This window comes from Pseudoxanthomonas sp. Root65 (assembly GCF_001427635.1).
In the GTDB taxonomy this organism is placed as follows: Bacteria; Pseudomonadota; Gammaproteobacteria; order Xanthomonadales; family Xanthomonadaceae; genus Pseudoxanthomonas_A.
Map to the genome: position 1 here is coordinate 525,535 of NZ_LMHA01000003.1, position 20,929 is coordinate 546,463.

General features: G+C 66.5%; 23 protein-coding genes and 2 tRNA genes. 16 read left to right on the top strand and 9 right to left on the bottom strand.

What is annotated here, in order from left to right; genetic code table 11:
* Positions 1-8 precede the first annotated feature (8 nt).
* Complete coding sequence (gene moeB, locus ASD77_RS17095) at positions 9-1,163, top strand: molybdopterin-synthase adenylyltransferase MoeB (protein ID WP_268793393.1); 1,155 nt, start codon at positions 9-11, stop codon at positions 1,161-1,163.
* Here the strand turns inward: moeB and ASD77_RS17100 are convergent, their stop codons facing one another.
* Entirely contained in the window at positions 1,164-2,021 is an 858-nt protein-coding gene (locus ASD77_RS17100; RefSeq protein ID WP_055944801.1) for an AraC family transcriptional regulator, read from the bottom strand.
* 194 nt (positions 2,022-2,215) lie between these two features.
* On the opposite strand from ASD77_RS17100, the gene ASD77_RS17105 reads away from it, so the two are divergent.
* The 3 genes from ASD77_RS17105 to ASD77_RS17115 all read left to right on the top strand — a co-directional run bounded on the left by ASD77_RS17105 (position 2,216) and on the right by ASD77_RS17115 (position 5,211).
* Entirely contained in the window at positions 2,216-2,989 is a 774-nt protein-coding gene (locus ASD77_RS17105; RefSeq protein WP_055944805.1) for an SDR family oxidoreductase, read from the top strand.
* A gap of 103 nt (positions 2,990-3,092) precedes the next feature.
* Positions 3,093-3,344 carry a hypothetical protein gene (locus ASD77_RS17110; protein WP_055945120.1) on the top strand — a complete coding sequence of 84 codons (252 nt, stop codon included), beginning with the start codon at positions 3,093-3,095 and terminating at the stop codon, positions 3,342-3,344.
* A 25-nt stretch (positions 3,345-3,369) separates the two neighbouring features.
* Positions 3,370-5,211 carry a monovalent cation:proton antiporter-2 (CPA2) family protein gene (locus ASD77_RS17115; RefSeq protein ID WP_055944808.1) on the top strand — a complete coding sequence of 614 codons (1,842 nt, stop codon included), beginning with the start codon at positions 3,370-3,372 and terminating at the stop codon, positions 5,209-5,211.
* Between the two features lie 6 nt (positions 5,212-5,217).
* Here ASD77_RS17115 and ASD77_RS17120 read toward each other — a convergent pair whose 3' ends face one another.
* Positions 5,218-6,015 (bottom strand): alpha/beta hydrolase, encoded by a 798-nt coding sequence (locus ASD77_RS17120; RefSeq protein WP_235578572.1) that lies wholly within the window; start codon positions 6,013-6,015, stop codon positions 5,218-5,220.
* Positions 6,008-6,304: a DUF1244 domain-containing protein gene (locus ASD77_RS17125; protein ID WP_055944814.1), complete on the bottom strand. Its 297-nt coding sequence runs from the start codon at positions 6,302-6,304 to the stop codon at positions 6,008-6,010. The genes ASD77_RS17120 and ASD77_RS17125 overlap by 8 nt, the downstream gene beginning before the upstream one ends.
* Positions 6,305-6,374: 70 nt before the next feature.
* Between ASD77_RS17125 and folD the strand changes: the two genes are divergently transcribed.
* The 5 genes from folD (at position 6,375) to tadA (ending at position 11,909) form a co-directional block, all read left to right on the top strand.
* Positions 6,375-7,232 (top strand): bifunctional methylenetetrahydrofolate dehydrogenase/methenyltetrahydrofolate cyclohydrolase FolD, encoded by an 858-nt coding sequence (gene folD, locus ASD77_RS17130; RefSeq protein ID WP_055944817.1) that lies wholly within the window; start codon positions 6,375-6,377, stop codon positions 7,230-7,232.
* Positions 7,233-7,430: 198 nt separating this feature from the next.
* Positions 7,431-8,888 (top strand): IMP dehydrogenase, encoded by a 1,458-nt coding sequence (gene guaB, locus ASD77_RS17135; RefSeq protein ID WP_055944820.1) that lies wholly within the window; start codon positions 7,431-7,433, stop codon positions 8,886-8,888.
* A 113-nt stretch (positions 8,889-9,001) separates the two neighbouring features.
* Positions 9,002-10,567 carry a glutamine-hydrolyzing GMP synthase gene (guaA, locus tag ASD77_RS17140; RefSeq protein ID WP_055944823.1) on the top strand — a complete coding sequence of 522 codons (1,566 nt, stop codon included), beginning with the start codon at positions 9,002-9,004 and terminating at the stop codon, positions 10,565-10,567.
* A 35-nt stretch (positions 10,568-10,602) separates the two neighbouring features.
* On the top strand, positions 10,603-11,433 hold the full coding sequence (locus ASD77_RS17145) for an NYN domain-containing protein (RefSeq protein ID WP_327194197.1): 831 nt from the start codon (positions 10,603-10,605) through the stop codon (positions 11,431-11,433).
* Positions 11,433-11,909 (top strand): tRNA adenosine(34) deaminase TadA, encoded by a 477-nt coding sequence (gene tadA, locus ASD77_RS17150; protein ID WP_055944829.1) that lies wholly within the window; start codon positions 11,433-11,435, stop codon positions 11,907-11,909. Before ASD77_RS17145 ends, tadA begins: the two co-directional genes overlap by 1 nt.
* Here tadA and ASD77_RS17155 read toward each other — a convergent pair.
* Positions 11,906-12,376 carry a DUF2721 domain-containing protein gene (locus tag ASD77_RS17155; RefSeq protein WP_055944832.1) on the bottom strand — a complete coding sequence of 157 codons (471 nt, stop codon included), beginning with the start codon at positions 12,374-12,376 and terminating at the stop codon, positions 11,906-11,908. The two genes, tadA and ASD77_RS17155, sit on opposite strands and share 4 nt — an antisense overlap.
* A 100-nt stretch (positions 12,377-12,476) precedes the next feature.
* On the opposite strand from ASD77_RS17155, the gene orn reads away from it, so the two are divergent.
* Complete coding sequence (gene orn / locus ASD77_RS17160; RefSeq protein ID WP_055944844.1) at positions 12,477-13,040, top strand: oligoribonuclease; 564 nt, start codon at positions 12,477-12,479, stop codon at positions 13,038-13,040.
* Between the two features lie 64 nt (positions 13,041-13,104).
* Here the strand turns inward: orn and ASD77_RS17165 are convergent, their stop codons facing one another.
* Positions 13,105-14,055, bottom strand: a complete 951-nt coding sequence (locus ASD77_RS17165; protein ID WP_055944846.1) for a mechanosensitive ion channel domain-containing protein — start codon at positions 14,053-14,055, stop codon at positions 13,105-13,107.
* A gap of 92 nt (positions 14,056-14,147) precedes the next feature.
* Positions 14,148-16,520: a phosphoenolpyruvate synthase gene (ppsA, locus tag ASD77_RS17170; protein WP_055945123.1), complete on the bottom strand. Its 2,373-nt coding sequence runs from the start codon at positions 16,518-16,520 to the stop codon at positions 14,148-14,150.
* A 154-nt stretch (positions 16,521-16,674) separates the two neighbouring features.
* Here ppsA and ASD77_RS17175 point away from each other — a divergent pair, with 154 nt between their 5' ends.
* Both ASD77_RS17175 and ASD77_RS17180 read left to right on the top strand, forming a co-directional pair.
* Positions 16,675-17,496: a pyruvate, water dikinase regulatory protein gene (locus ASD77_RS17175; protein ID WP_055944848.1), complete on the top strand. Its 822-nt coding sequence runs from the start codon at positions 16,675-16,677 to the stop codon at positions 17,494-17,496.
* A 113-nt stretch (positions 17,497-17,609) separates the two neighbouring features.
* The gene (locus ASD77_RS17180; RefSeq protein ID WP_055944851.1) at positions 17,610-18,092 is read left to right on the top strand and encodes a DUF1249 domain-containing protein; all 483 of its coding nucleotides are present in this window, start codon (positions 17,610-17,612) and stop codon (positions 18,090-18,092) included.
* A gap of 19 nt (positions 18,093-18,111) precedes the next feature.
* Here the strand turns inward: ASD77_RS17180 and ASD77_RS17185 are convergent, their stop codons facing one another.
* The 3 genes from ASD77_RS17185 to ASD77_RS17195 form a co-directional block, all read right to left on the bottom strand.
* Positions 18,112-18,339: a hypothetical protein gene (locus ASD77_RS17185; RefSeq protein ID WP_055944856.1), complete on the bottom strand. Its 228-nt coding sequence runs from the start codon at positions 18,337-18,339 to the stop codon at positions 18,112-18,114.
* 191 nt (positions 18,340-18,530) lie between these two features.
* Positions 18,531-18,606: transfer RNA gene (locus ASD77_RS17190), tRNA-Glu, on the bottom strand.
* A 52-nt stretch (positions 18,607-18,658) separates the two neighbouring features.
* A tRNA-Ala gene (locus ASD77_RS17195) sits at positions 18,659-18,734 on the bottom strand.
* Positions 18,735-18,871: 137 nt separating this feature from the next.
* Here ASD77_RS17195 and ASD77_RS17200 point away from each other — a divergent pair.
* The 4 genes from ASD77_RS17200 to ASD77_RS17215 are packed head-to-tail and all read left to right on the top strand — an operon-like array spanning position 18,872 to position 20,924.
* Positions 18,872-19,609: a beta-ketoacyl synthase chain length factor gene (locus ASD77_RS17200; RefSeq protein WP_055944859.1), complete on the top strand. Its 738-nt coding sequence runs from the start codon at positions 18,872-18,874 to the stop codon at positions 19,607-19,609.
* A complete protein-coding gene (locus tag ASD77_RS17205) occupies positions 19,602-20,399 on the top strand; it encodes a lysophospholipid acyltransferase family protein (protein ID WP_055944862.1) in 798 nt (265 codons plus the stop codon). The genes ASD77_RS17200 and ASD77_RS17205 overlap by 8 nt, the downstream gene beginning before the upstream one ends.
* A complete protein-coding gene (locus ASD77_RS17210; RefSeq protein ID WP_055944865.1) occupies positions 20,386-20,646 on the top strand; it encodes a phosphopantetheine-binding protein in 261 nt (86 codons plus the stop codon). Before ASD77_RS17205 ends, ASD77_RS17210 begins: the two co-directional genes overlap by 14 nt.
* A 23-nt stretch (positions 20,647-20,669) precedes the next feature.
* A complete protein-coding gene (locus ASD77_RS17215) occupies positions 20,670-20,924 on the top strand; it encodes an acyl carrier protein (RefSeq protein ID WP_055944868.1) in 255 nt (84 codons plus the stop codon).
* Positions 20,925-20,929 lie beyond the last annotated feature (5 nt).

A 20,929-nucleotide genomic window follows, 5' to 3' on the forward strand; every position in this document is an offset into this window, starting at 1 on the left:
ACGGCGACTTGCGCGATAATCACCGCATGGCCATCCGCGAAATCGATCCACGGGACGTTGCCGCACTGCTCGCACAGGGCAGTGTGTTCATCGACGTGCGCGAGGAGCACGAGCGCGCCAGCGGACAGGCGGAAGGCGCGCGCGGCATCGCCAAGGCGGTGCTGGAACGCGATCCCGCCGCGCATCTGCCGGACCGCGATGCCAGCATCGTCCTGATCTGCCAGAAAGGCGGCCGCTCGATGGAGACCGCCCGCGTGCTGGACGCCGCCGGCTACACCCGCCTGGCCTCCGTTGCCGGGGGAACCTCGCGCTGGATCGACGAGCAGCGCCCGGTCGTCGTGCCGGCCCTGTCGGCGGATGCACGCGACTTCAACGACCGCTATTCGCGCCACCTGCTGCTGCCCGAAGTGGGCGTGGCCGGCCAGCAGCGGCTGCAGCAGTCGCGGGTGTTGATGATCGGCGCAGGCGGGCTCGGTTCGCCGGCCGCGTTCTACCTGGCCGCCGCGGGGGTGGGGGAGTTGCGCATCGCCGACGACGACGTGGTCGATCGCAGCAACCTGCAGCGGCAGATTCTGCATACAGAAGCCCGCATCGGCATGTCAAAGGTGGCATCGGCGCAGGCGACGCTGGCCGCGCTCAATCCGCGCACACAGGTGGAAGCCGTGGCCGAGCGCGTCACCGCCGCGAACATCGAGCGTCTGCTGGAGGGCGTGGACGTGGTGCTGGATGGCGCGGACAACTTCCCGGCACGCTACCTGCTCAACGATGCCTGCGTGAAGCTGGGCAAGCCGCTGGTGTACGGCGCGGTCCAGCGCTTCGAGGGGCAGGTCAGCGTGTTCGACGCCGGACGGCACCGCGGCGAGCAGCCGTGCTACCGCTGTCTGTTCCCGGAACCGCCGCCGCCCGCCTTCGCGCCCAACTGCGCCGAGGCCGGCGTGCTCGGCGTGCTGCCCGGCGTGATCGGCCTGCTGCAGGCCACCGAAGTGATCAAGCTGCTGCTCGGCACCGGCGAAACGTTGGCCGGCCGCCTGCTGCATTTCGACGCGCTGGCCATGCGCTTCCGCGAGACCCGCCTGCGCCACGACCCGGACTGCCCGGTCTGCGCGGCCGGGCGGCCATTCCCCGGCTACATCGACTACGCCGCGTTCTGCCGGACGGCCTGATCAGAAGACCGCGCGCATGCGCAGCCCTTCGCGGAACTGGCGCGGGGTGATGCCGGTGTCGCGCTTGAAGGCGGCGCTCAGGTGGCTGTGGCTGGCGAAACCGCAATCGAAGGCGATGTCGGCGATGTCGGCGTTGCCATTGAGCAGGTGCCAGCGGGCAAGACGCAGGCGTTGCGCCAGAATGTATTGCGCCGGCGTAGTGCCGAAGTTGCGACGGAAGGCGATCAGCAACTGGTGCACGCTCATCTCGGCCAGCATGGCCAGCTCAGCGAGCGTGATGCGCTGGTCCAGCGCGCTTTCGATGTACTCGCACAGGCGACGCGCCACCTGCGGTGACAATGAAGCGGGAGCTGGCCTTGCCACCACCGGCAACCGGTAGCCGTCGTACAGATGCTGGCGCAGTACCCGCTGCAACCGGTCGGCCATCATCACCGACAAGTCGTCGCACTGCTGGCTCAGCCGGCCCAGTCGCGCCACGCTGTAGTGCAGAAACTCGTCGCGGTGGCCCAGGCGGGGCATCAGATCCTCGAGTGGCATCCGTGTCTCGTCCCCTGTTTCCACATCGGCCAGGGGAGAGAGGCGCAACTCGGCGTAGGTGATCACCTGTCCGCGGGCCTGGCTCGCATAGCGCCGCTTGGCCGGCACCAGCCAGATGTCGCCGGGCGAAGGCGGTGCGTGCGTCGCCCCGGCGCCGTCGATCTCGGTATCCAGTTCGCGCATCGTGCCGCCCAGGTGGACGATGACCGTATGGCGCGGTTGGTCGATGGCCCACAGCGTGCGCTGGCGGATGTCTTCCCGGCAGACCAGAAACTCCACGCCCGGCCAGTGCGCCTGTGCCAGCACCGCGTAAGACGGCATCGCCGCCGGTGGGGCTCCGGTGCGCTCGCGTGAGGATTCCCACCCATCGTGCGCCGGAGAATTTGATAGTGGGTCGGACATCGTGAAAGCCGGATGGACTGCTTCGCACGCATCTTAGGACCGTTCCGTACGGCTGCCTACTCAAGGCGCACCGGCCGGAGCTTTCCTGTCCTGAACCCCTGTAGGAGCACTCCATGATCGATCATTCCATCCGCGGCAAAGTGGCCCTCATCGCCGGCGGCGCCAAGAACCTCGGCGGGCTGATTGCCCGCGACCTGGCGCAGCAGGGCGCAGCGGCCGTCGCCATCCACTACAACAGCGCCGCCAGCAAGGCCGAGGCCAAGGCGACGGTCGCCGCCGTCGAAGCCGCCGGTGCGAAGGCGGTCGCCCTGCAGGGCGACCTGACCCGTGCCGACGCGATGGAACGCCTGTTCGCCGACACCGTCGCTGCCGTCGGTCGTCCCGATATCGCCATCAACACAGTCGGCAAGGTGCTGAAGAAGCCGATCGCGGATATCTCCGAGGCCGAGTATGACGACATGTCGGCGGTGAATGCCAAGACTGCGTTCTTCTTCCTCAAGGAAGCCGGCAAGCACGTCAACGACAACGGCAAGGTGGTCACGCTGGTCACCTCGCTGCTGGGCGCGTTCACGCCGTTCTATGCGTCGTACGCCGGCACCAAGGCCCCGGTGGAGCACTTCACCCGGGCCGCCGCCAAGGAGTTCGGTGCGCGCGGCATCTCGGTGACCGCCGTCGGCCCGGGCCCGATGGACACGCCCTTCTTCTATCCCGCCGAAGGGGCGGACGCCGTGGCGTACCACAAGACCGCGGCGGCGCTGTCGCCCCACAGCAAGACCGGCCTGACCGACATCGAAGACGTGGTGCCCTTCATCCGCCACCTGGTCAGCGACGGCTGGTGGATCACCGGCCAGACCATCCTCATCAATGGGGGCTACACCACGAAGTAGGCAACCCCGGCCCGGGCGCGCCTTGCGCATCCGGCGATGTCGCGCAGCGCGCCCATGCGATAACGTGGGCGTCCTGCCTACGCGTCGCAAGGGAGAGGGCTTCATGCGTACCCTGATCTTCATCGTGGTCGGCCTCGTGCTGGCCGGCTTGCTGGTAGGTGCGGTGCGTCCGGCATGGCGTATCCGGATGCTGCTGGTCTTCGCCGTTGCATGGGCCGTGGTGGTCACATGGAACCTTCAGACGGGCATGTCGCATGGCTACAGCCTGGGCGAAGAACTGCCCATCCAGTTGCTTATCTTCGTCGTGCCCGTGGCGCTCGCGCGATGGCTGGCCCGCGCACGCCCGCCGGCGTGACGCACGCATCCGGTAGACTTCACGCATGAGTGCAGAATCCGGTGCCAGCCAACTGGTCAGTGTCGTCGCCCTGCTGGGCGCCGCCGTCGTCGCCGTTCCGATCTTCCGCCGTCTCGGCCTGGGATCGGTGCTGGGCTATCTCGCCGCCGGCCTGGCGATCGGTCCCTTCGGGCTGAAGTGGTTCTCCGATCCGCAGTCCATCCTCCACGTGGCCGAGCTCGGCGTGGTGATGTTCCTGTTCGTGATCGGCCTGGAAATGCGGCCGAGCCACCTGTGGAGCCTGCGCAAGCAGATCTTCGGCCTGGGCGCGCTGCAGATCGCCGTTTGCACGCTGCTGCTGACCGGCGTCGGCCTGCTGTTCGGCTATCCGCTGCCGGTGTCGTTCATAGGTGGCATGGGTTTCGTGCTGACGTCGACCGCCGTGGTGATGCAGCTGCTCGCCGAGCGTGGCGACGTGGCGCTGCCGAACGGACAGAAGGTGGTTTCGATCCTGCTGTTCGAGGACCTGCTGATCGTGCCCTTGCTGGTGCTGGTCGCGTTCATGTCGCCACAGGTGGTGCAGCCGGAGGAAGGCTCGCGCTGGATGTCGATCGGTATCGCGGCAGCTTCGCTGGGTGGCCTGATCGCGGCCGGCATCTGGCTGCTGAATCCGTTCTTCCGCATCCTCGCCGCGGCCAAGGCGCGCGAGGTCATGACGGCCGCCGCACTGCTGGTGGTGCTGGGTGCGGCGCTGCTGATGCAGCTGGGCGGGCTGTCGATGGCGATGGGCGCCTTCCTGGCCGGCGTGCTGTTGTCCGAGTCGACCTTCCGCCACCAGATCGAAGCCGACATCGAGCCGTTCCGCGGCATCCTGCTGGGCCTGTTTTTCCTGGGCGTCGGCATGGCGCTGGACCTGGCGGTGGTGGCCGACAACTGGCCGCTGATCGTTGGGGCAGTGCTGGCGATGATGGTGGTGAAGGCCCTGTGTATCTATGCAGTGGCACGCATCACCCGCAGCCCGCATGCCGAGGCGCTCGACCGCGCCGTGCTGATGGCTCAGGGTGGCGAGTTCGCCTTCGTGCTGTTCGCCGCCGCCGCGTCGGCGGGCATCATCGATGCCACCGTCAATGCCAACCTCACCGCCATCGTGGTGCTGTCGATGGCGCTGACCCCGCTGTTCGTCCTGCTGCTGCGCCGTTTCACCCATCCGGATGCGCCCTCGATGGAGGGCATCGAGGAGGCCCAGGGCCTCAGCGGCAGCGTGCTGATCATCGGCTTCGGCCGCTTCGGGCAGGTGATGAGCCAGTCGCTGCTGGCGCGCGATGTGGACGTGACCATCATCGACACCGACATCGAGATGATCCGCAGTGCCGAGGAGTTCGGCTTCAAGATCTACTACGGCGACGGTACGCGGCTGGACGTGCTGCGGGCCTGCGGCGCACACACCGCGCAGTCCATCGCCATCTGCATCGACAACAAGGACGCCGCGAGCCGCATCGTCGAACTGGTGCGGCATGAATTCCCGCAGGCGCAGGTGCTGGCGCGTTCGTTCGACCGCGAGCACTCGCTGGCGCTGATCGCGGCCGGCGTCGATTTCCAGATCCGCGAGACGTTCGAGTCGGCGGTGGAGTTCGGCAAGGCGGCGTTGGTGAGCGTGGGCATCACGCGCGAGGATGCCGAGACGATCGCGTTGGAGATCCGAAAGCGCGACGCTGAGCGCTTCGAACTGGAGATGGCCGGTGCGAGCCTGCTGGATGGAGCGGCGATGGTGTACGGCAAGAAGCCCATACCCGCCAAACCAACGCCGACTCCGTTCACCAAGCCCAAGCGTGAGGCGAGGGCATTGAACGAGGAAGCCGCGGAAATCATCGGCGAGGAAGAAGAGTAGTGGGGGCTACTCGGCGTTGCGGTCCAGGAAGTCGCGGATCGCAGGCCAGTAGGCAGGGTGCGACGACAGGTCGTCGTGGCTGGCCTGCGGAAAATCCTTCACCAGCACCGGCTCCTTGAAGAGCGACAGCAACCGGTCGGTGTGCCTGGGAGGCACCACGGCGTCCAGGCCCGCCCGCAGCACCAGCAGCCTTCCCTGGTGGCGCGGCAGCCGCGCGGCGGAGTCGTAACGGTCCTTCAGCAGCAGCCCGACCGGGAACGCCGGATAGTGCGACCGGGCGACCGCCGCCAGACTGTCGAACGGCGTGATGAGCACCAGGTCGGCGATGTCGCGCTCCGAGGCCACATGGGTCGCCACGCCGCTGCCGAGGCTGCGACCGATCACGGCGACGCGGCCATTCGGATGGCGTGTGGCGATGTCGTCGTGCAGCGCCAGGGCGTCTGCGAGCAATGCCGCTTCCGAGGGTTCGCCGTCGCTCGCACCGTAGCCCCGGTAGGCGACCAGGTACACCGTGTGCGAGGGCAGCGCGTGGTCGAAAGCTTCGCGGTTGCCCTCGACCGCTTCGGCGTTGCCCCCGAAGTACAGCACGGCGTCCTTGCGGCCGGGATTGACGACCCAGCCGCGCAGCACCGCATCCGGCCGGCGCAGCGTGAAATCCGCCTGCGCCGGCGCGACACGGGTGAACTGCGGGTAATAGATCAGGCGCCGCTGCTGCAGATAGAGCAGGGCGCACAGCCCCAGATAGAGGGCCAGGCCCACGCCGATGATCCCCACGAGCATGCGGCGCGCACGAGGCTCAGCCATGGCGCTCCTGCGCGGCCTTGAAGGCGGCCAGCTGCGCGGGCGTGGCTTCGCGCTGGTGCTGCGCCTTCCATTCCGCGAACGGCATGCCGTAGACGCGTTCGCGCGCCTGCTCTTTGTCCATCGCGATACCCGCGTCCTGCGCCGCGTCGCGGTACCAGTCCGCCAGGCAATTGCGGCAGAAGCCGGCCAGGATCATCAGGTCGATGTTCTGCACATCGGGACGGTCCTGGTTGAGGTGCTGCAGCAGGCGGCGGAAGGCGGCGGCGTCGAGGGCGGTGGTGTCGGTCATGGTGTCGGTGGGTCGCGTTCGGGCAGGGGAATCGGGGACAATACGCGCCGACTCTACACCGCGCCTCCCCATGACTGCCCGAATCCTCGACGGCCGCCGCATTGCCGAGAACCTGCTGGACCAGCTGAAGGTCCGGGTGGATGCGCGCGTGGCGGCGGGCCTGGGCCGTCCGGGCCTGGCGGTGGTGCTGGTCGGCGGCGATCCCGCTTCGACGGTCTATGTGCGCAACAAGCGCCGGGCGGCGGAGAAAGTCGGTATCGAGGCCTTCGACCACGACCTGCCAGCAGGCACCACCGAGGCCCAGTTGCTGGCGCTGATCGACCAGCTCAATGCCGATCCGAAGATCCACGGCATCCTGGTGCAGCTGCCGCTGCCCGGCATTCCGGACGCGACACGCCTGATCGAGCGCATCGATCCGCGCAAGGACGTAGATGGTTTCCATCCGGCCAATGTCGGCCACCTGGCGCTGCGCCAGTTCGGCCTGCGCCCGTGCACGCCACGCGGCATCACCACCCTGCTGGGCTACACCGACCAGCCGGTGCGCGGCCGCAACGCCACCATCGTGGGCGTCAGCAACCATGTGGGCCGGCCGATGGCGCTGGAACTGCTGATCGCCGGCTGCACGGTGACCAGCTGCCACAAGTTCACCCCCCGCGACGTGCTGCAGGCGCGGGTCGGCGATGCCGACATCCTGGTCGTGGCGGCGGGCAAGCCGGGTCTGATTCCCGGTGAATGGGTCAAGCCGGGTGCGGTCGTCATCGACGTCGGCATCAACCGGCTGGACGATGGCCGGCTGGTGGGCGATGTCGGCTTCGATGCCGCCTTCGAGCGGGCCAGCTGGATCACGCCCGTCCCCGGCGGCGTGGGCCCCATGACCGTGGCCACGCTGATGCAGAACACGCTGGAAGCTGCGGAAGCGGGCCTCTGAGCGGCGCTCTCTGTGGGTCGTGGGAGCGACGTAAGTCGCGATAGGGGAATCCGAGGATTTCATCGCGACTTACGTCGCTCCCACACACTCATCCTCATGGGCCGTGGCGGGAATGCATCGTTCCGCCCGGAGCACCCGCCGGAAGCCCCGCCGATCAGGGTATAATGCCGCGCTTCCCCAACTCTCCCGGGCCCGCCGATGCTGCGCATCCAGGCTGAAGCACTGACGTACGACGACGTCTCCCTCGTCCCCGCCCATTCCACCGTCCTGCCCAAGGATGTCAGCCTGGAAACGCGCCTGACGCGCGACCTGCGGCTGAAGTTGCCGATCGTCTCGGCGGCCATGGATACGGTCACCGAAGCGCGCCTGGCCATCGCCATGGCCCAGCTGGGCGGCATCGGCATCCTGCACAAGAACCTGACGGTCGAACAGCAGGCCGCGGAAGTGGCGAAGGTCAAGAAGTTCGAGGCCGGCGTCATCAAGGAGCCCTTCACTGTCGGGCCCGAAACCACCATCGCCGAAGTGCTCAAGCTCACCCGCGCGCGCAACATCTCCGGTGTGCCGGTGGTCGATGGCGGCCAGCTGGTCGGCATCGTCACCAGCCGCGACATGCGCTTCGAGACCAAGCTGGACGATCCAGTCCGCCACATCATGACCAAGAAGGATCGGCTGATCACCGTGCGCGAAGGCGCCAGTGACGGCGAGGTGCTGCAGTTGCTGCACAAGCACCGCATCGAGAAGGTGCTGGTGGTCAACGACGCGTTCGACCTGCGCGGCCTGATCACGGTCAAGGACATCCAGAAGAAGACCGACAATCCCAATGCCGCCAAGGACAGCGCCAGCCGTCTGGTCGTCGGCGCCGCGGTGGGTGTCGGCGGCGATACCGACCAGCGCGTGGAAGCACTGGTGGCTGCCGGCGTCGACGTCATCATCGTCGACACCGCGCACGGCCATTCGCAGGGCGTGCTGGACCGCGTCGCGTGGGTCAAGAAGCGCTTCCCGCAGCTGCAGGTCATCGGCGGCAACATCGTCACCGGCGATGCTGCGCTGGCGCTGATGGACGCCGGTGCCGACGCCGTGAAGGTCGGCGTGGGCCCGGGCTCCATCTGCACCACGCGCATGGTGGCCGGTGTGGGCGTGCCGCAGATCACCGCGATCGACATGGTCGCCGAGGCGCTGCAGGACCGCATCCCGCTGATCGCCGACGGCGGCATCCGCTACTCGGGCGATATCGGCAAGGCCATCGCCGCTGGCGCGTCCACGGTGATGATCGGCGGCCTGTTCGCCGGCACCGAGGAAGCGCCGGGCGAAGTCGAACTGTTCCAGGGCCGCAGCTACAAGAGCTACCGTGGCATGGGTAGTCTGGGCGCGATGGAGAAGGGCTCCAAGGACCGTTATTTCCAGGACGCCAGCGACGCCGACAAGCTGGTGCCGGAAGGCATCGAAGGCCGCGTGCCGTACCGCGGCTCGGTCGGCGGCATCATCCACCAGTTGGTCGGCGGCCTGCGCGCCACGATGGGCTATGTGGGCTGCGCCACCATCGAGGAGATGCGCAGCAAGCCGAAGTTCGTCGTCATCACCGGCGCCGGCCAGCGCGAGAGCCATGTGCACGATGTGCAGATCACCAAGGAACCGCCGAACTATCGGATGGGGTGAGGCGCAGGAGTGAGCGAAGAGGAGTGAGGAGTGAAGGAACTCCGGAGCTCCTCTTCTGCTTTCGGCTTCTCGCTTCCACTCACTTCTCACTCCTCTCCACTCACTCCTCGCCCATGACCAACATCCACACCGACAAGATCCTCATCCTCGATTTCGGCGCGCAGTACACGCAGCTGATCGCGCGTCGCATCCGCGAGATCGGTGTCTACTGCGAGATCTGGGCGTGGGACCACGACCCGGCGGAGATCGCCGGGTTCGGTGCCAAGGGCATCATCCTGTCGGGCGGTCCGGAATCGACCACCCAGCACGGTGCGCCGAAAGCGCCCCAGCAGGTGTTCGACAGTGGCCTGCCGATCCTCGGCATCTGCTACGGCATGCAGACGCTGGCCGCACAGCTGGGCGGGGCGACGGAAGCCGCCGATGCGCGCGAGTTCGGCCACGCCGAAGTGCAACTGGTCGCGCACGACGCGCTGCTCGGTGGCCTGAGCGATCACCAGGGCGAGCCGCGCATCGACGTGTGGATGAGCCATGGCGACCACGTCGCGCAGGCCCCGCCGGGCTGGACGATCACCGCCACCACCGACCGCATCCCGGTCGCGGCCATGGCACTGGAAGAAAAGCGCTGGTACGGCGTGCAGTTTCATCCGGAAGTGACGCATACCAAGCAGGGTCAGACGCTGCTGCGTCGCTTCGTCGCGGAGATCTGCGGCTGCCAGACACTGTGGACCGCGGCCAACATCATCGACGACCAGATCGCCCGCGTGCGCGAACAGGTCGGTTCCGATGAGGTGATCCTGGGCCTGTCCGGCGGCGTGGATTCGTCGGTCGTCGCCGCCCTGCTGCACAAGGCCATCGGTGAGCAGCTGACGTGCGTGTTCGTCGACACCGGCCTGCTGCGCTGGCAGGAAGGCGACCAGGTGATGGCGATGTTCGCCGAACACATGGGCGTCAAGGTCGTGCGCGTCAATGCCGCCGACCGCTACTTCACCGCGCTGGAAGGCGTCGCCGACCCGGAAGCCAAGCGCAAGATCATCGGCAATCTGTTTGTCGACATCTTCGAGGAAGAATCGAACAAGCTGAAGAACGCCAAGTGGCTGGCGCAGGGCACCATCTACCCGGACGTGATCGAATCGGCCGGCAGCAAGACCGGCAAGGCGCACGTCATCAAGAGCCACCACAACGTCGGCGGCCTGCCCGAGCACATGAAGCTGGGCCTGGTGGAGCCGCTGCGCGAGCTGTTCAAGGACGAGGTCCGCCGTCTCGGCGTGGAACTCGGCCTGCCGCGCACGATGGTGTACCGCCATCCGTTCCCGGGCCCGGGCCTGGGCGTGCGCATCCTTGGCGAGGTGAAGCCCGAGTACGCCGAGCTGCTGGCCAAGGCCGACGCGATCTTCATCGACGAACTTCGCAAGGCCGACCTGTACGACAGGACCTCCCAGGCGTTCGCCGTGTTCCTGCCGGTCAAGTCGGTGGGCGTAGTGGGGGATGCGCGCGCCTACGAGTGGGTCATTGCGCTGCGCGCGGTCGAGACCATCGACTTCATGACCGCGCACTGGGCGCACCTGCCGTACGACTTCCTCGGCACGGTCAGCAACCGCATCATCAACGAACTGCGCGGCGTCTCGCGCGTGGTCTACGACATCAGTGGCAAGCCGCCGGCGACGATCGAGTGGGAGTGAGGCGCCTGGTCTTGGGCTAGACTCCGTCGAATCCAGTGAAGTTGGTGGCCGGTATGGCGGGGTCTTCGGAGAGCCGTGAGTCGCGTGTCGCAGTCCTAGTCGATTGCGACAATGTTCCGCCCGTCATTCTCGACCATGCGTTGCGTTTTGTTGCGCAGTTCGGTCGCGTGGTGGTGCGACGCGGGTACGGTAATTCCGCCACTCTAGGCGCAGCCCGTTGGCAGGACGCATTAACCAGACAGGCGTTCACTCCCTGTCTCCAGTATCAGTACGCCAGTGGCAAGAACACGGCCGATATCGCGCTCGCATTGGATGCGATGGAGATGCTGTTCGACGAAATCGTTGACACATTCTGTATCGTTACCAGTGATTCTGACTTTGCACATCTGTGCCGCAAGTTGCGTGAGCGCGGTGCGTTAGTGTGCATCGTCGGGGAGGAGAAGACACCCTCCGCACTTCGCAATGCGAGCGACCACTTTTCTGAGTGGGAGCCAATAATCGATTCCGCGCCCGCCGAGGTCGCGAGGCCGGCTAGCGAGATCGGCTCTGCGCTCAGGTCCGCTGAACCGCCGCGACCACCGACAAAACAGCGGCCGCTGGTGATAGTAAAGGCTGTCGCCATGCTGGCCGGTGACACGCCGGAGGGCAAAGTGGACTTAGGGGCTTTGGGCAATTACATGCGTCGCACGGATCCCTCTTTCACACCCAAGGCCTATGGACACTCTGGGCTGCTCGACATGCTGCGGACCTACGACCTGCTCAAGTTGCACCAGGAAGCGGGCGGGCATTGGGCGGTCACATTGAATCAAGAGCGGATCGCGCAAATGCCCGTGAACCCGCTAACTGGCAGGCCATCTGTTACCTGATGAACGCGTTCAATGACGATCACTGGATGCGCCACGCTTTCGCGCTGGCCGATCGCGCCGAACGCGAGTTCGACGAGATTCCGGTCGGGGCCGTGCTTGTGGGTGCCGATGGCCGGGTGCTCGGCGAAGGCTGGAACCGCAACATCGTCGACCACGATCCCAGTGCGCACGCCGAGATCGTGGCGATGCGCGAAGCTGGCACGGCGCTGGGCAATCACCGGCTGGTGGGCTGCACGCTGTACGTCACGCTGGAACCCTGTGCGATGTGTGCGATGGCGTTGGTGCATGCGCGGGTCGCGCGCGTGGTCTTCGGCGCCGCCGATCCGAAGACCGGTGCCTGCGGCAGCGTGTTCGACCTTGTCGCGGATCCGCGCCACAACCATCGTGTCGAGGTCGTCGGTGGCGTGCTGGGTGACGAAGCCGGTCGCCGCCTGACCAACTACTTCCGCGCCAAACGCGGACGTCCGCTGGTCTAGTTCGACGGGACCGGCGACTTGCGCTTCACCTTGCGGTGGTCCATCTCTTCATTGATCGCGGTGACGGCCAGGGTCGACTCGCGCGCCAGCAGCAGGCTTGCGGCCAGCATCGCCACCACGCCCACCGCCGCGAGCCAGGTCGGTAGCGAGCCGAGCCGGTGTCCGGTGAACGTATCCACCGCAACGGCCAGACTGGTGCCGACGAAACAGCTGATGGCTGCATACAGCAGCTGGCCCGCGCGCAGGATGATCAGGCTGCGCCGGCGTTGCAGCGCAATGCGCTGCTCCAGCAAGGCGCGCTCTGCATCCTCCTCGATATCCGCCAGCTCGCGCAGCAGCGTGCGGGCCCGGTCGATGATGCGCGCCAACCGGTTGTTGGCCGACAACAGCAGCGATGCCGTCGCGGTCAGGAAGAACGCCGGTGCCAGCATGGCGGTGAGCACAGCGTGGTCGGTGGTCGGATTCATGGGCCGGTCGCGGGAGTGGTCTGCGTTATGATGACATGATGCGGGTTTCCCGCATTGCCGGTGTGGATTCCCGGGCTCTTCTTCCGTCACGGACTGCTGCATGACCTCGAACAACGCGCACAACGACCGCCTGATCTGGATCGACCTGGAGATGACGGGACTGGATACCGACCGCGATTCCATCCTGGAAATTGCCACGGTGGTCACCGACTCGAAGTTGAACGTGCTGGCGGAAGGGCCCGAGTTCGCCATTGCGCATCCGGTGTCAGTGCTGGAGGCGATGGACGACTGGAACCGCAACCAGCATGGCCGATCCGGGCTGTGGAAGCGCGTGGTGGAAAGCCAGGTCTCGCTGGGCCAGGCCGAAGCGCAGACGGTGGCCTTCCTCAACGAGTGGCTGCCGGCGGGCGCGTCGCCGATGTGCGGCAACTCGATCTGCCAGGACCGCCGCTTCCTGCACCGGCTGATGCCGCGGCTGGAGAAGTATTTCCACTACCGCAACCTCGACGTCAGCACGCTGAAGGAACTCGCGCGCCGCTGGGCGCCACAGGTGCTGGAAGGCGTACGCAAGCAGGCCAGCCACACCGCACTGAGCGATGTGCGCGACTCCATCGAGGAGCTCCGCCACTACCGCAGGCACATGGCGGCACTCGCCGAGCAATGAGGTAGCGTGCGCCATGCGCACGACCCTGTGAAACCGTCATCGCGCGTCGTGCGCGCGGCGCCTGCTACGCGGGCTGCTTGGGGACGTCGCCGTCGTCGGCCACGCCCTTGGTGATGATGTCCGTCAGCGGCGTGCCGTCGGCATTGTGGTGGTATACGTGCAGGTCGCGCTGCGGGTACGGAATGTTCAGGCCGTTGCCGATGATCTCGGTGCGCACGGCTTCGGTCAGGTCGCTCTTCGTTTCGCCGAAATCCTTGGTCTTCGCCCACGCCAGCAGGATCAGGTCCACGCTGCTTTCGCTGAGCTTGGAGACGATGACGCTGGGCGCCGGGTCAGGCAGCACGCGTGCATCGTCACGGGCGATCTTCAGCAGGATTTCCTTGGCGCGCTTGAGATCGTCGTCATAGCCGACGCCCACCGGGATATCGATGCGACGAAGCGGCTTGGCGGTGAAGTTGATGATCGGCGCGGTGGTGATCAGGCTGTTCGGCAGCACGATCAGGCGGTTGTCGAGCGTGCGCATCCGGGTCTGGAAGATGCGGACTTCCTCGATGATGCCTTCCAGTCCCGCAGCCTGCACGAAGTCGCCGTCGCGGAACGGGCGCAGCACGATCAGCATCACGCCCGAGGCGATGTTCGACAGCGAATCCTTCAGCGCCAGGCCGACCGCGAGGCCGGCGGCGCCGAGCACCGCGAGCATCGACGTAGGATTCACGCCCAGCGAGGTGAGCGCGGTGATGATCACCAGCACCATCATTGCGGCGTAGCTCGCACGGCGCAGGAACCCGCCCAGTGTGGCATCGGCGTGCGTGCGGCCCAACACGCGTTCCAGGCCTGCGCTCAGCCGCTTGGCCAGCCACATGCCGACCAGGAAGATGACGACCGCCGCCAGCAGCTTCAGGCCCCAGGTTTCCAGCAATTGCAGCCAGTCGATACCGCGCAGTTCGTTGAGCAGTACCGCAGGTTCCGTGGGGATAGCGGGCAAGGCAGGGGGCGTGGTGGCGGGCGAGGACATGAGGACTCCTGAAATGCAGCACGCCCCAATCAGGGGCGTGCCGGGTTTACGGGAGCATGGTAACCGCGTTCGCGTGAACGCGTCCCCGGGCGTCAGCCGGCCTTTGTCTTCGCTAGGCGCAGCCAGGTGTCGACGACGGTATCGGGATTCAGCGAGACCGACTCGATACCCTCGGCCATCAGCCATTCGGCCAGGTCCGGATGATCGCTGGGTCCCTGGCCGCAGATGCCGACGTACTTGCCCTTGGCGCGGGCGGCCTTGATCGCCATCGACAGCAGCTTCTTGACGGCGGGATTCCGCTCGTCGAACAGGTTGGCGACGATGCTGGAATCGCGGTCCAGGCCCAGCGTGAGCTGGGTCAGGTCGTTGGAGCCGATCGAGAAGCCGTCGAAGATATCGAGGAACTCGTCGGCCAGCAGCGCATTGGACGGCACCTCGCACATCATGATGATCTTCAGCCCGTTCTCACCCTGGCGCAGGCCATGCTTGGCCAGCACGTCGATGACCTTGCGGCCTTCCTCCAGCGTGCGCACGAACGGGATCATCACCCACAGGTTGTCCAGTCCCATCTCGTCGCGGACACGACGCACCGCCTGGCATTCCAGGGCGAAGGCGGGCTCGAACGAGGGATCGATGTAACGGCTCGCACCACGGAAGCCGATCATCGGATTCTCTTCGTGCGGCTCGTAGCGCGTACCGCCGATCAGGTTGGCGTATTCGTTGGACTTGAAGTCCGACAGGCGCACGATCACCGGATGCGGCGCGACCGAGGCCGTGATCGTGGCGATGCCTTCGGCCAGGCGGTCCACGTAGAAGCTGACCGGGTCGGCGTAACCGGCGGTCTTGGCATCGATCTTCCTGCGGACGTCCAGGTCCTGGCGGTCGTAGTCCAGCAGCGCCAGCGGGTGCACGCCGATGTGGCTGGCGATGATCATCTCCAGGCGCGCCAGGCCGATGCCGGCATTCGGCAACTGGCCGAAGTCGAACGCGCGCTCCGGGTTGGCCACGTTCATCATGATTTTCAGCGGCGCTTCGGGCATCGCGGCCAGATCGGTGGTCGTACGCTCGAACGGCAGGCTGCCGGCGTAGATGAAACCGGTATCGCCTTCGGCACAGCTGACGGTGACTTCGACGCCATCCTCGATCCGGTCCAGCGCGTTGCCGGTGCCGACGACGGCGGGCACGCCGAGTTCGCGCGCGATGATGGCGGCGTGGCAGGTGCGGCCGCCGCGATTGGTGACGATGGCGCTGGCGCGCTTCATCACCGGCTCCCAGTCGGGGTCGGTCATGTCTGCGACCAGCACGTCGCCCGGCTGCACGCGCGCCATGTCGTCCAGCGAACGGACCACGCGGGCGACGCCGCTGCCGATCTTCTGGCCGATGGCACGGCCTTCGGCGATCACCTCGCCGCGCTGCTCCAGCGCATAGCGTTCGATCTGCGTGGCCTTGGCGCGCGACTTCACCGTTTCGGGGCGCGCCTGCACGATGAACAGCTTGCCGGTCACGCCGTCCTTCGCCCACTCGATATCCATCGGGCGGCCGTAATGCTGTTCGATCACCAGCGCCTGCTTCGACAGTTCCTGTACATCGGCATCGCTGATGGAAAAGGTGTTGCGCAGCTCCGCCGGCGTGTCTTCGGTGCGGACGCGTTCGCCGGGCACGTCGGAATACACCATGCGCAGCGCCTTGCTGCCCAGCGAGCGGCGCAGGATCGCCGGCTTGCCTTGTTTCAGCGTGGGCTTGTAGACGTAGAACTCGTCCGGATTCACTGCGCCCTGCACGACCATTTCGCCCAGTCCGAAACTGGAGGTGACGAAGACGACGTCGCGGAAGCCGGATTCGGTGTCCAGCGTGAACAGCACGCCCGACGCGCCGACGCCGGAGCGCACCATCAACTGGACGCCAGCGGACAGGAACACGTCCTCGTGCTTGAACCCGTGATGCACGCGGTAGGCGATGGCGCGATCGTTGTACAGGCTGGCGAAGACTTCCTTCACCTTGTGCACGACGTCATCGGCGCCGGTGACGTTGAGGAAGGTTTCCTGCTGGCCGGCGAACGAGGCGTCCGGCAGGTCCTCGGCCGTCGCCGACGAACGTACGGCCACGGCGATGTCGCCGCCGCCGTTCTCTGCGGAGAGCCTGGCGTAGGCCGTGCGGATGTCGGCATCCAGGTCGGGCTGCAGCGGTGCGTCGATGACCCACCCGCGGATCTCCTTGCCGGCTGCGGTCAGTGCGGCCACGTCCTCCACGTCCAGCGTGGCCAGCTTGTCGAAGATGCGCTTGGACAGGTCGTTGTGGGCGATGAAGGCCTTGAAGGCCTCCGCCGTGGTCGCATAGCCTCCCGGGACCGATACCCCCAGGTTGGCCAGGTGGCCGATCATTTCGCCGAGCGACGAATTCTTGCCGCCCACGCGGGCCAGATCGGCCAGGCGCAGCTCATGCAACCACAGGATGTTCTCGTTCAAGCGCAATGCTCCGAAGCAGGCCGCGCCATGCCGATGACCATCGGCGTGGGGTGCCGTGTCCATGGGGAAAGAGGCGCTATGATGCAGTGCATACCAATTGCAGACAAGCTTGATCTGACGGGGGTTTCCATGGTGAAGCAGGGAAGGAAAGGGCATGTCTGAGCTGCGCCCCGTGTTCTACGTGTCCGATGGCACCGGTATCACCGCCGAGACCATTGGCCACAGTCTGCTGACCCAGTTCGCCGGCATGCGCTTCCAGACCGACCGGCTGTCGTTCGTCGACGACGAGGAAAAAGCGCGCGACGCCGCCGACCGCATCCGCCGCATGGGCGAGAAGCTCGGCAGCCGACCCATCGTCATCAATTCCTGCGTGGACCCGTCGCTGAGCGCACTGGTCGCGGAAAGCGGCGCGCTGATGCTGGACGTCTTCGCGCCCTTCATCGAACCACTGGAGCGCGAGCTGGGCCAGCAGCGGCAGTCGCGGGTGGGGCAGGCGCATGGCCTCGTCGACTTCGAGACCTACCACCGCCGCATCAATGCGATGAATTTCGCGCTGACCCACGATGACGGCATGGCGGTGAACTACGACGAGGCGGACGTGATCCTGGTGGCGGTATCGCGCGCCGGCAAGACGCCGACCTGCGTGTACCTGGCGCTGCATTACGGCATCCGCGCGGCCAACTATCCGCTGACCGATGGCGATCTCGAAACCGACCGCCTGCCGATGCGCTTGCGACCCTATCGACGGAAGCTGTTCGCGCTGACCATCGACCCGGACCGCCTGCACCAGATCCGCCAGGAACGGCGCCCGAACTCCAGCTACGCGAAGATGGAGACCTGCAAGCGAGAGGTCGCCGCAGCCGAGGCGATGTTCCAGGTGGAACGGCTGCCCACGCTGAGCACCACCAACAAGTCGATCGAGGAAATTTCCAGCAAGGTGCTGTCCACGCTGGGGCTGCAGCGCGAGATGTATTGAAGGCGGGGGGCGTCGTGCGCGCCCGGTGCTCGACCGGGGAATCCTTAACTTAGGCCGCATGCGCCAGGACGTCAATGCTGCCGCCGGCGCGCGTGCGCGTGTAGGATCGACGCATGTCACAGGCCCTCGCACGTACCGCGCGCATTCCCCGTCTGGGCCGCTTCGGCTGGCTGATGGCGCTGTACGCGGAGAACCATGCGCGGCTCACGCGGTTGTTCGCTCCGGACCATCTTCCGGTAGGCACGTACGTGTCCAGCATCGGCGATGGCCTGGACCTGCGGCTGGAGGTCATCGAAACGCATCGCTACACGGTGGAACTGCGACTGACCTACGATATCTGCGATCCGCTGACCGGCGAGCCCGATCCGTCCGCCTTCGTCCGTCTTTACCGCGATGCCCACCAGGCCGAAGCGACGCATTGCTACGTCGGCAAGCGCTGGCAGGACGTGATCGGGCTGTATCCGCCGCCGGCGGAAGTCATCAGCCACCGCATGCGCATGAATACCTTCCTCGGCAAGTGGCTCGAATATCTGGGCGAGCAGGGACATGGTGTGGCGACGCTGCGTCCGTTGGACACCGCACGCGACGTCGCCTGACGCACGGTCGGCGGAGGGCTCAGGCCACGCGGACGAAACGGATGGCGTTGAGTCGGCGCAGGCCATGGCTGGCGTCGCGCGACAGGTTCATCACGTCCACCGAGCCTTGCGTTTCCAGTTCGAGCAGGCGCTGTGCGACGGCGTCGAACGCGGCGGCGTCCAGTCCCAGCGAGCCCGCGGTCCATCGCGTGTCGCGATGAAGCGGCAACTGCGAGACCAGTTCGTCAGCAAGGGCATCGTGTGTCATTGGTCGCGGCTCCGCAGGGTGGGCTCCACTCCGACTGCACTGTCCAGCGTGCGCGGCGGCAGGGCCACGGCGCATGCATGGCGCCAGCTTCTACGCCGTGCCCCGTGAGATTCTTGTAAATGCGGGCGAAGACGGCCATCCGGCTGGATGACGGGCAAAAGAAAGGCCCGGTTTCCCGGGCCTTGAAAGATTGGCGTCCCCACGGGGATTCGAACCCCGGTCGCTACCGTGAAAGGGTAATGTCCTAGGCCTCTAGACGATGGGGACGCACGAAAGTTGTTGCCGGCTTTTCTTTCCGGACGGCCTATTGTCCGGAAGTTGGTGGAGCCAGGCGGGATCGAACCGCCGACCTCCTGCATGCCATGCAGGCGCTCTCCCAGCTGAGCTATGGCCCCACGTGCTGGCAGGAGCGAAATAATAGCCAGCCTCTTTCCGATGCGCAAGCATCCCTTACGAAAATTTTCACGACTGGCGGTGGAAGGTGCATGCGGTTGAAATACGCGACCGGACATCGAGAGGCAGCGCAAGGCGGATGATCGCGTTTTCAGTAAAGGAATGGTCCGCATGGGCGCCCGGTCTGGTGGACCACGATGCGTGGCGCGCCTGGGCGGCCGCGCCGTGGCTGCCGACCGGCGATGAAACCCCCGCGCTGGCCGAAGTGCCGGCCATGCAACGCAGGCGCATCGAGCGGCTGGGGCGGATGGCCATCCAGACCGCGTCCTGGTGCCAGCGTGCCGAGGAGAACGGCATGCCGCTCATCTTCGCTTCGCGACACGGCGACGTGTCGCGTTCGATGGAATTGCTGGAAGCCCTGGCGACGGAGCAGCCGCCGTCGCCCACCACGTTCGGCCTGTCGGTGCACAACGCGATCGCGGCGCTGTACTCGATCCTGCGCCGCCAGCGCGGCAACTACCTTGCCCTGGCCGGCGGCAGGGCGACGGTCGAGACCGCATGCGTCGAGGCAGCCGCGTTGCTGGCTGACGGCGCGGAGCACGTGATGCTGGTGGTGTACGACGCACCGCTGCCGGCGATCTACACCGGCTTTGCCGACGAACCGGATGCCGGCTTCGCCTGGTGCTGGCGGATCGGCCACGCCGATGCCGCGTTGCCGAAACTGCGGCTGGCATGGGGGAGCGATCGTCCGGCGGAACAGGCCGGCAACCCGACACTGCCGCATGGCCTGGACGTCCTGCGCTTCCTGCTGGCGGGCGATGCGGGACTGCAGTGGCGGTGCGACGACGTGACGTGGCAGTGGCGGCGCGATGCTTGAACGCATCGACCGCGCATGGCGTGTGCTGGGCACCGGGCTGAGCTTCCTCGCGTTCGGGGTGGGAGGGCTGGTCCTGGGTCTCTTGGTCCTGCCGCCGATGCTGTGGCTGGTCCGCGATCCCGAGCGGCGGCGGCGCTGGTCCCGGCGCCTCGTGCAGCGCAGTTTCGCCGCCCATGTCGAGCTGATGCGTCGGCTGGGCGTGATGACCTACGAAATCCGGGGCCGTGAGCGCCTGCAGCGCGAGCGGCTGCTGGTGCTGGCCAATCATCCGACCCTGATCGACGTGGTGCTGTTGATTTCCCTGCTGCCGAACGCCGACTGCGTAGTGAAGTCGGCGGTGGCGCGCAATCCGTTCATGCGCGGCCCGGTCCGCGCAGCGGGCTATGTGGCCAACGACGACGGTGCAGGCCTGGTGGAGGACTGCATCGCCGCGGTCCGCGCCGGCGGCGCGCTGGTGATCTTCCCCGAGGGTACGCGGACCACGCCGGGGCAGCCGATGAAACTGCAGCGCGGCGCGGCGAACATCGCCGTGCGGGGCGCGCTGGACATCACCCCGGTGCGGATCACCTGCTCGCCGCTGACGCTGGGGAAAGGGGAGAAGTGGTATCGTGTGCCGCCGGTGCGATTCCACATGGTGATCGATGTTCAGGAAGACCTGCCGATCGCCCCATTCCTGAACGGAATGGCGGGGGCGGATCCATCGGCGGGGGGAGAGGCGCTGGCAGCCCGGCGACTCACGGAACATCTGGCCAACTACTTTGCGGGAGATCCATCGCGTGCAGGCACTTGAGCACGAGATCAAGGAATTGATCATTTCGTCGCTGTCGCTGGAAGACATCTCCCCCGACGACATCGATACCAGCGCGCCGCTGTTCGTGGAGGGGCTGGGTCTGGATTCCATCGACGCCCTGGAACTCGGCCTGGCGCTGCAGAAGCGCTACGGCGTGGCACTCTCCGCAGACTCGCAGGAAACCCGCCGGCATTTCGCCAGCGTGCGTGCCCTGGCGGATTTCGTCGCCTCGCAGGACAAGGCCTGAGCAGGGTCGGCAGGACTGGCAAGATGACCAAGAACGAACTTTTCGACCGGATCGTCACGATCCTGCATGACAGCTTCGAGATCGAGCCCGCGCGCATCACGCCCGAGGCCCGGCTTTACGACGACCTCGACATCGACAGCATCGATGCGGTGGACCTGATCGTGCAGCTCAAGCCGCTGCTGGGGCGCAGCCTGCAGCCGGATGCGTTCAAGTCGGTGCGCACGGTGCAGGACATCGTGGACGTGCTGTACGGCCTGATCCGCGAACAAGCCGCCTGAGCGCA

What these genes read in the sequence shown, in the direction of transcription:
- ASD77_RS17215 (WP_055944868.1), top strand. Translation starts at nt 20,670, where the DNA reads ATGACCAAGAACGAACTTTTCGACCGGATCGTCACGATCCTGCATGAC.
- ASD77_RS17185 (WP_055944856.1), bottom strand. Translation starts at nt 18,339, where the DNA reads ATGACACACGATGCCCTTGCTGACGAACTGGTCTCGCAGTTGCCGCTT.
- ASD77_RS17200 (WP_055944859.1), top strand. Translation starts at nt 18,872, where the DNA reads ATGATCGCGTTTTCAGTAAAGGAATGGTCCGCATGGGCGCCCGGTCTG.
- ASD77_RS17115 (WP_055944808.1), top strand. Translation starts at nt 3,370, where the DNA reads ATGAGTGCAGAATCCGGTGCCAGCCAACTGGTCAGTGTCGTCGCCCTG.
- ASD77_RS17165 (WP_055944846.1), bottom strand. Translation starts at nt 14,055, where the DNA reads ATGTCCTCGCCCGCCACCACGCCCCCTGCCTTGCCCGCTATCCCCACG.
- ASD77_RS17155 (WP_055944832.1), bottom strand. Translation starts at nt 12,376, where the DNA reads ATGAATCCGACCACCGACCACGCTGTGCTCACCGCCATGCTGGCACCG.
- tadA (WP_055944829.1), top strand. Translation starts at nt 11,433, where the DNA reads ATGAACGCGTTCAATGACGATCACTGGATGCGCCACGCTTTCGCGCTG.
- ASD77_RS17180 (WP_055944851.1), top strand. Translation starts at nt 17,610, where the DNA reads ATGTCACAGGCCCTCGCACGTACCGCGCGCATTCCCCGTCTGGGCCGC.
- folD (WP_055944817.1), top strand. Translation starts at nt 6,375, where the DNA reads ATGACTGCCCGAATCCTCGACGGCCGCCGCATTGCCGAGAACCTGCTG.
- ASD77_RS17120 (WP_235578572.1), bottom strand. Translation starts at nt 6,015, where the DNA reads ATGGCTGAGCCTCGTGCGCGCCGCATGCTCGTGGGGATCATCGGCGTG.
- ASD77_RS17175 (WP_055944848.1), top strand. Translation starts at nt 16,675, where the DNA reads ATGTCTGAGCTGCGCCCCGTGTTCTACGTGTCCGATGGCACCGGTATC.
- guaA (WP_055944823.1), top strand. Translation starts at nt 9,002, where the DNA reads ATGACCAACATCCACACCGACAAGATCCTCATCCTCGATTTCGGCGCG.
- guaB (WP_055944820.1), top strand. Translation starts at nt 7,431, where the DNA reads ATGCTGCGCATCCAGGCTGAAGCACTGACGTACGACGACGTCTCCCTC.
- ASD77_RS17100 (WP_055944801.1), bottom strand. Translation starts at nt 2,021, where the DNA reads ATGCCGTCTTACGCGGTGCTGGCACAGGCGCACTGGCCGGGCGTGGAG.
- ASD77_RS17105 (WP_055944805.1), top strand. Translation starts at nt 2,216, where the DNA reads ATGATCGATCATTCCATCCGCGGCAAAGTGGCCCTCATCGCCGGCGGC.
- ASD77_RS17110 (WP_055945120.1), top strand. Translation starts at nt 3,093, where the DNA reads ATGCGTACCCTGATCTTCATCGTGGTCGGCCTCGTGCTGGCCGGCTTG.
- ASD77_RS17205 (WP_055944862.1), top strand. Translation starts at nt 19,602, where the DNA reads ATGCTTGAACGCATCGACCGCGCATGGCGTGTGCTGGGCACCGGGCTG.
- orn (WP_055944844.1), top strand. Translation starts at nt 12,477, where the DNA reads ATGACCTCGAACAACGCGCACAACGACCGCCTGATCTGGATCGACCTG.
- ASD77_RS17125 (WP_055944814.1), bottom strand. Translation starts at nt 6,304, where the DNA reads ATGACCGACACCACCGCCCTCGACGCCGCCGCCTTCCGCCGCCTGCTG.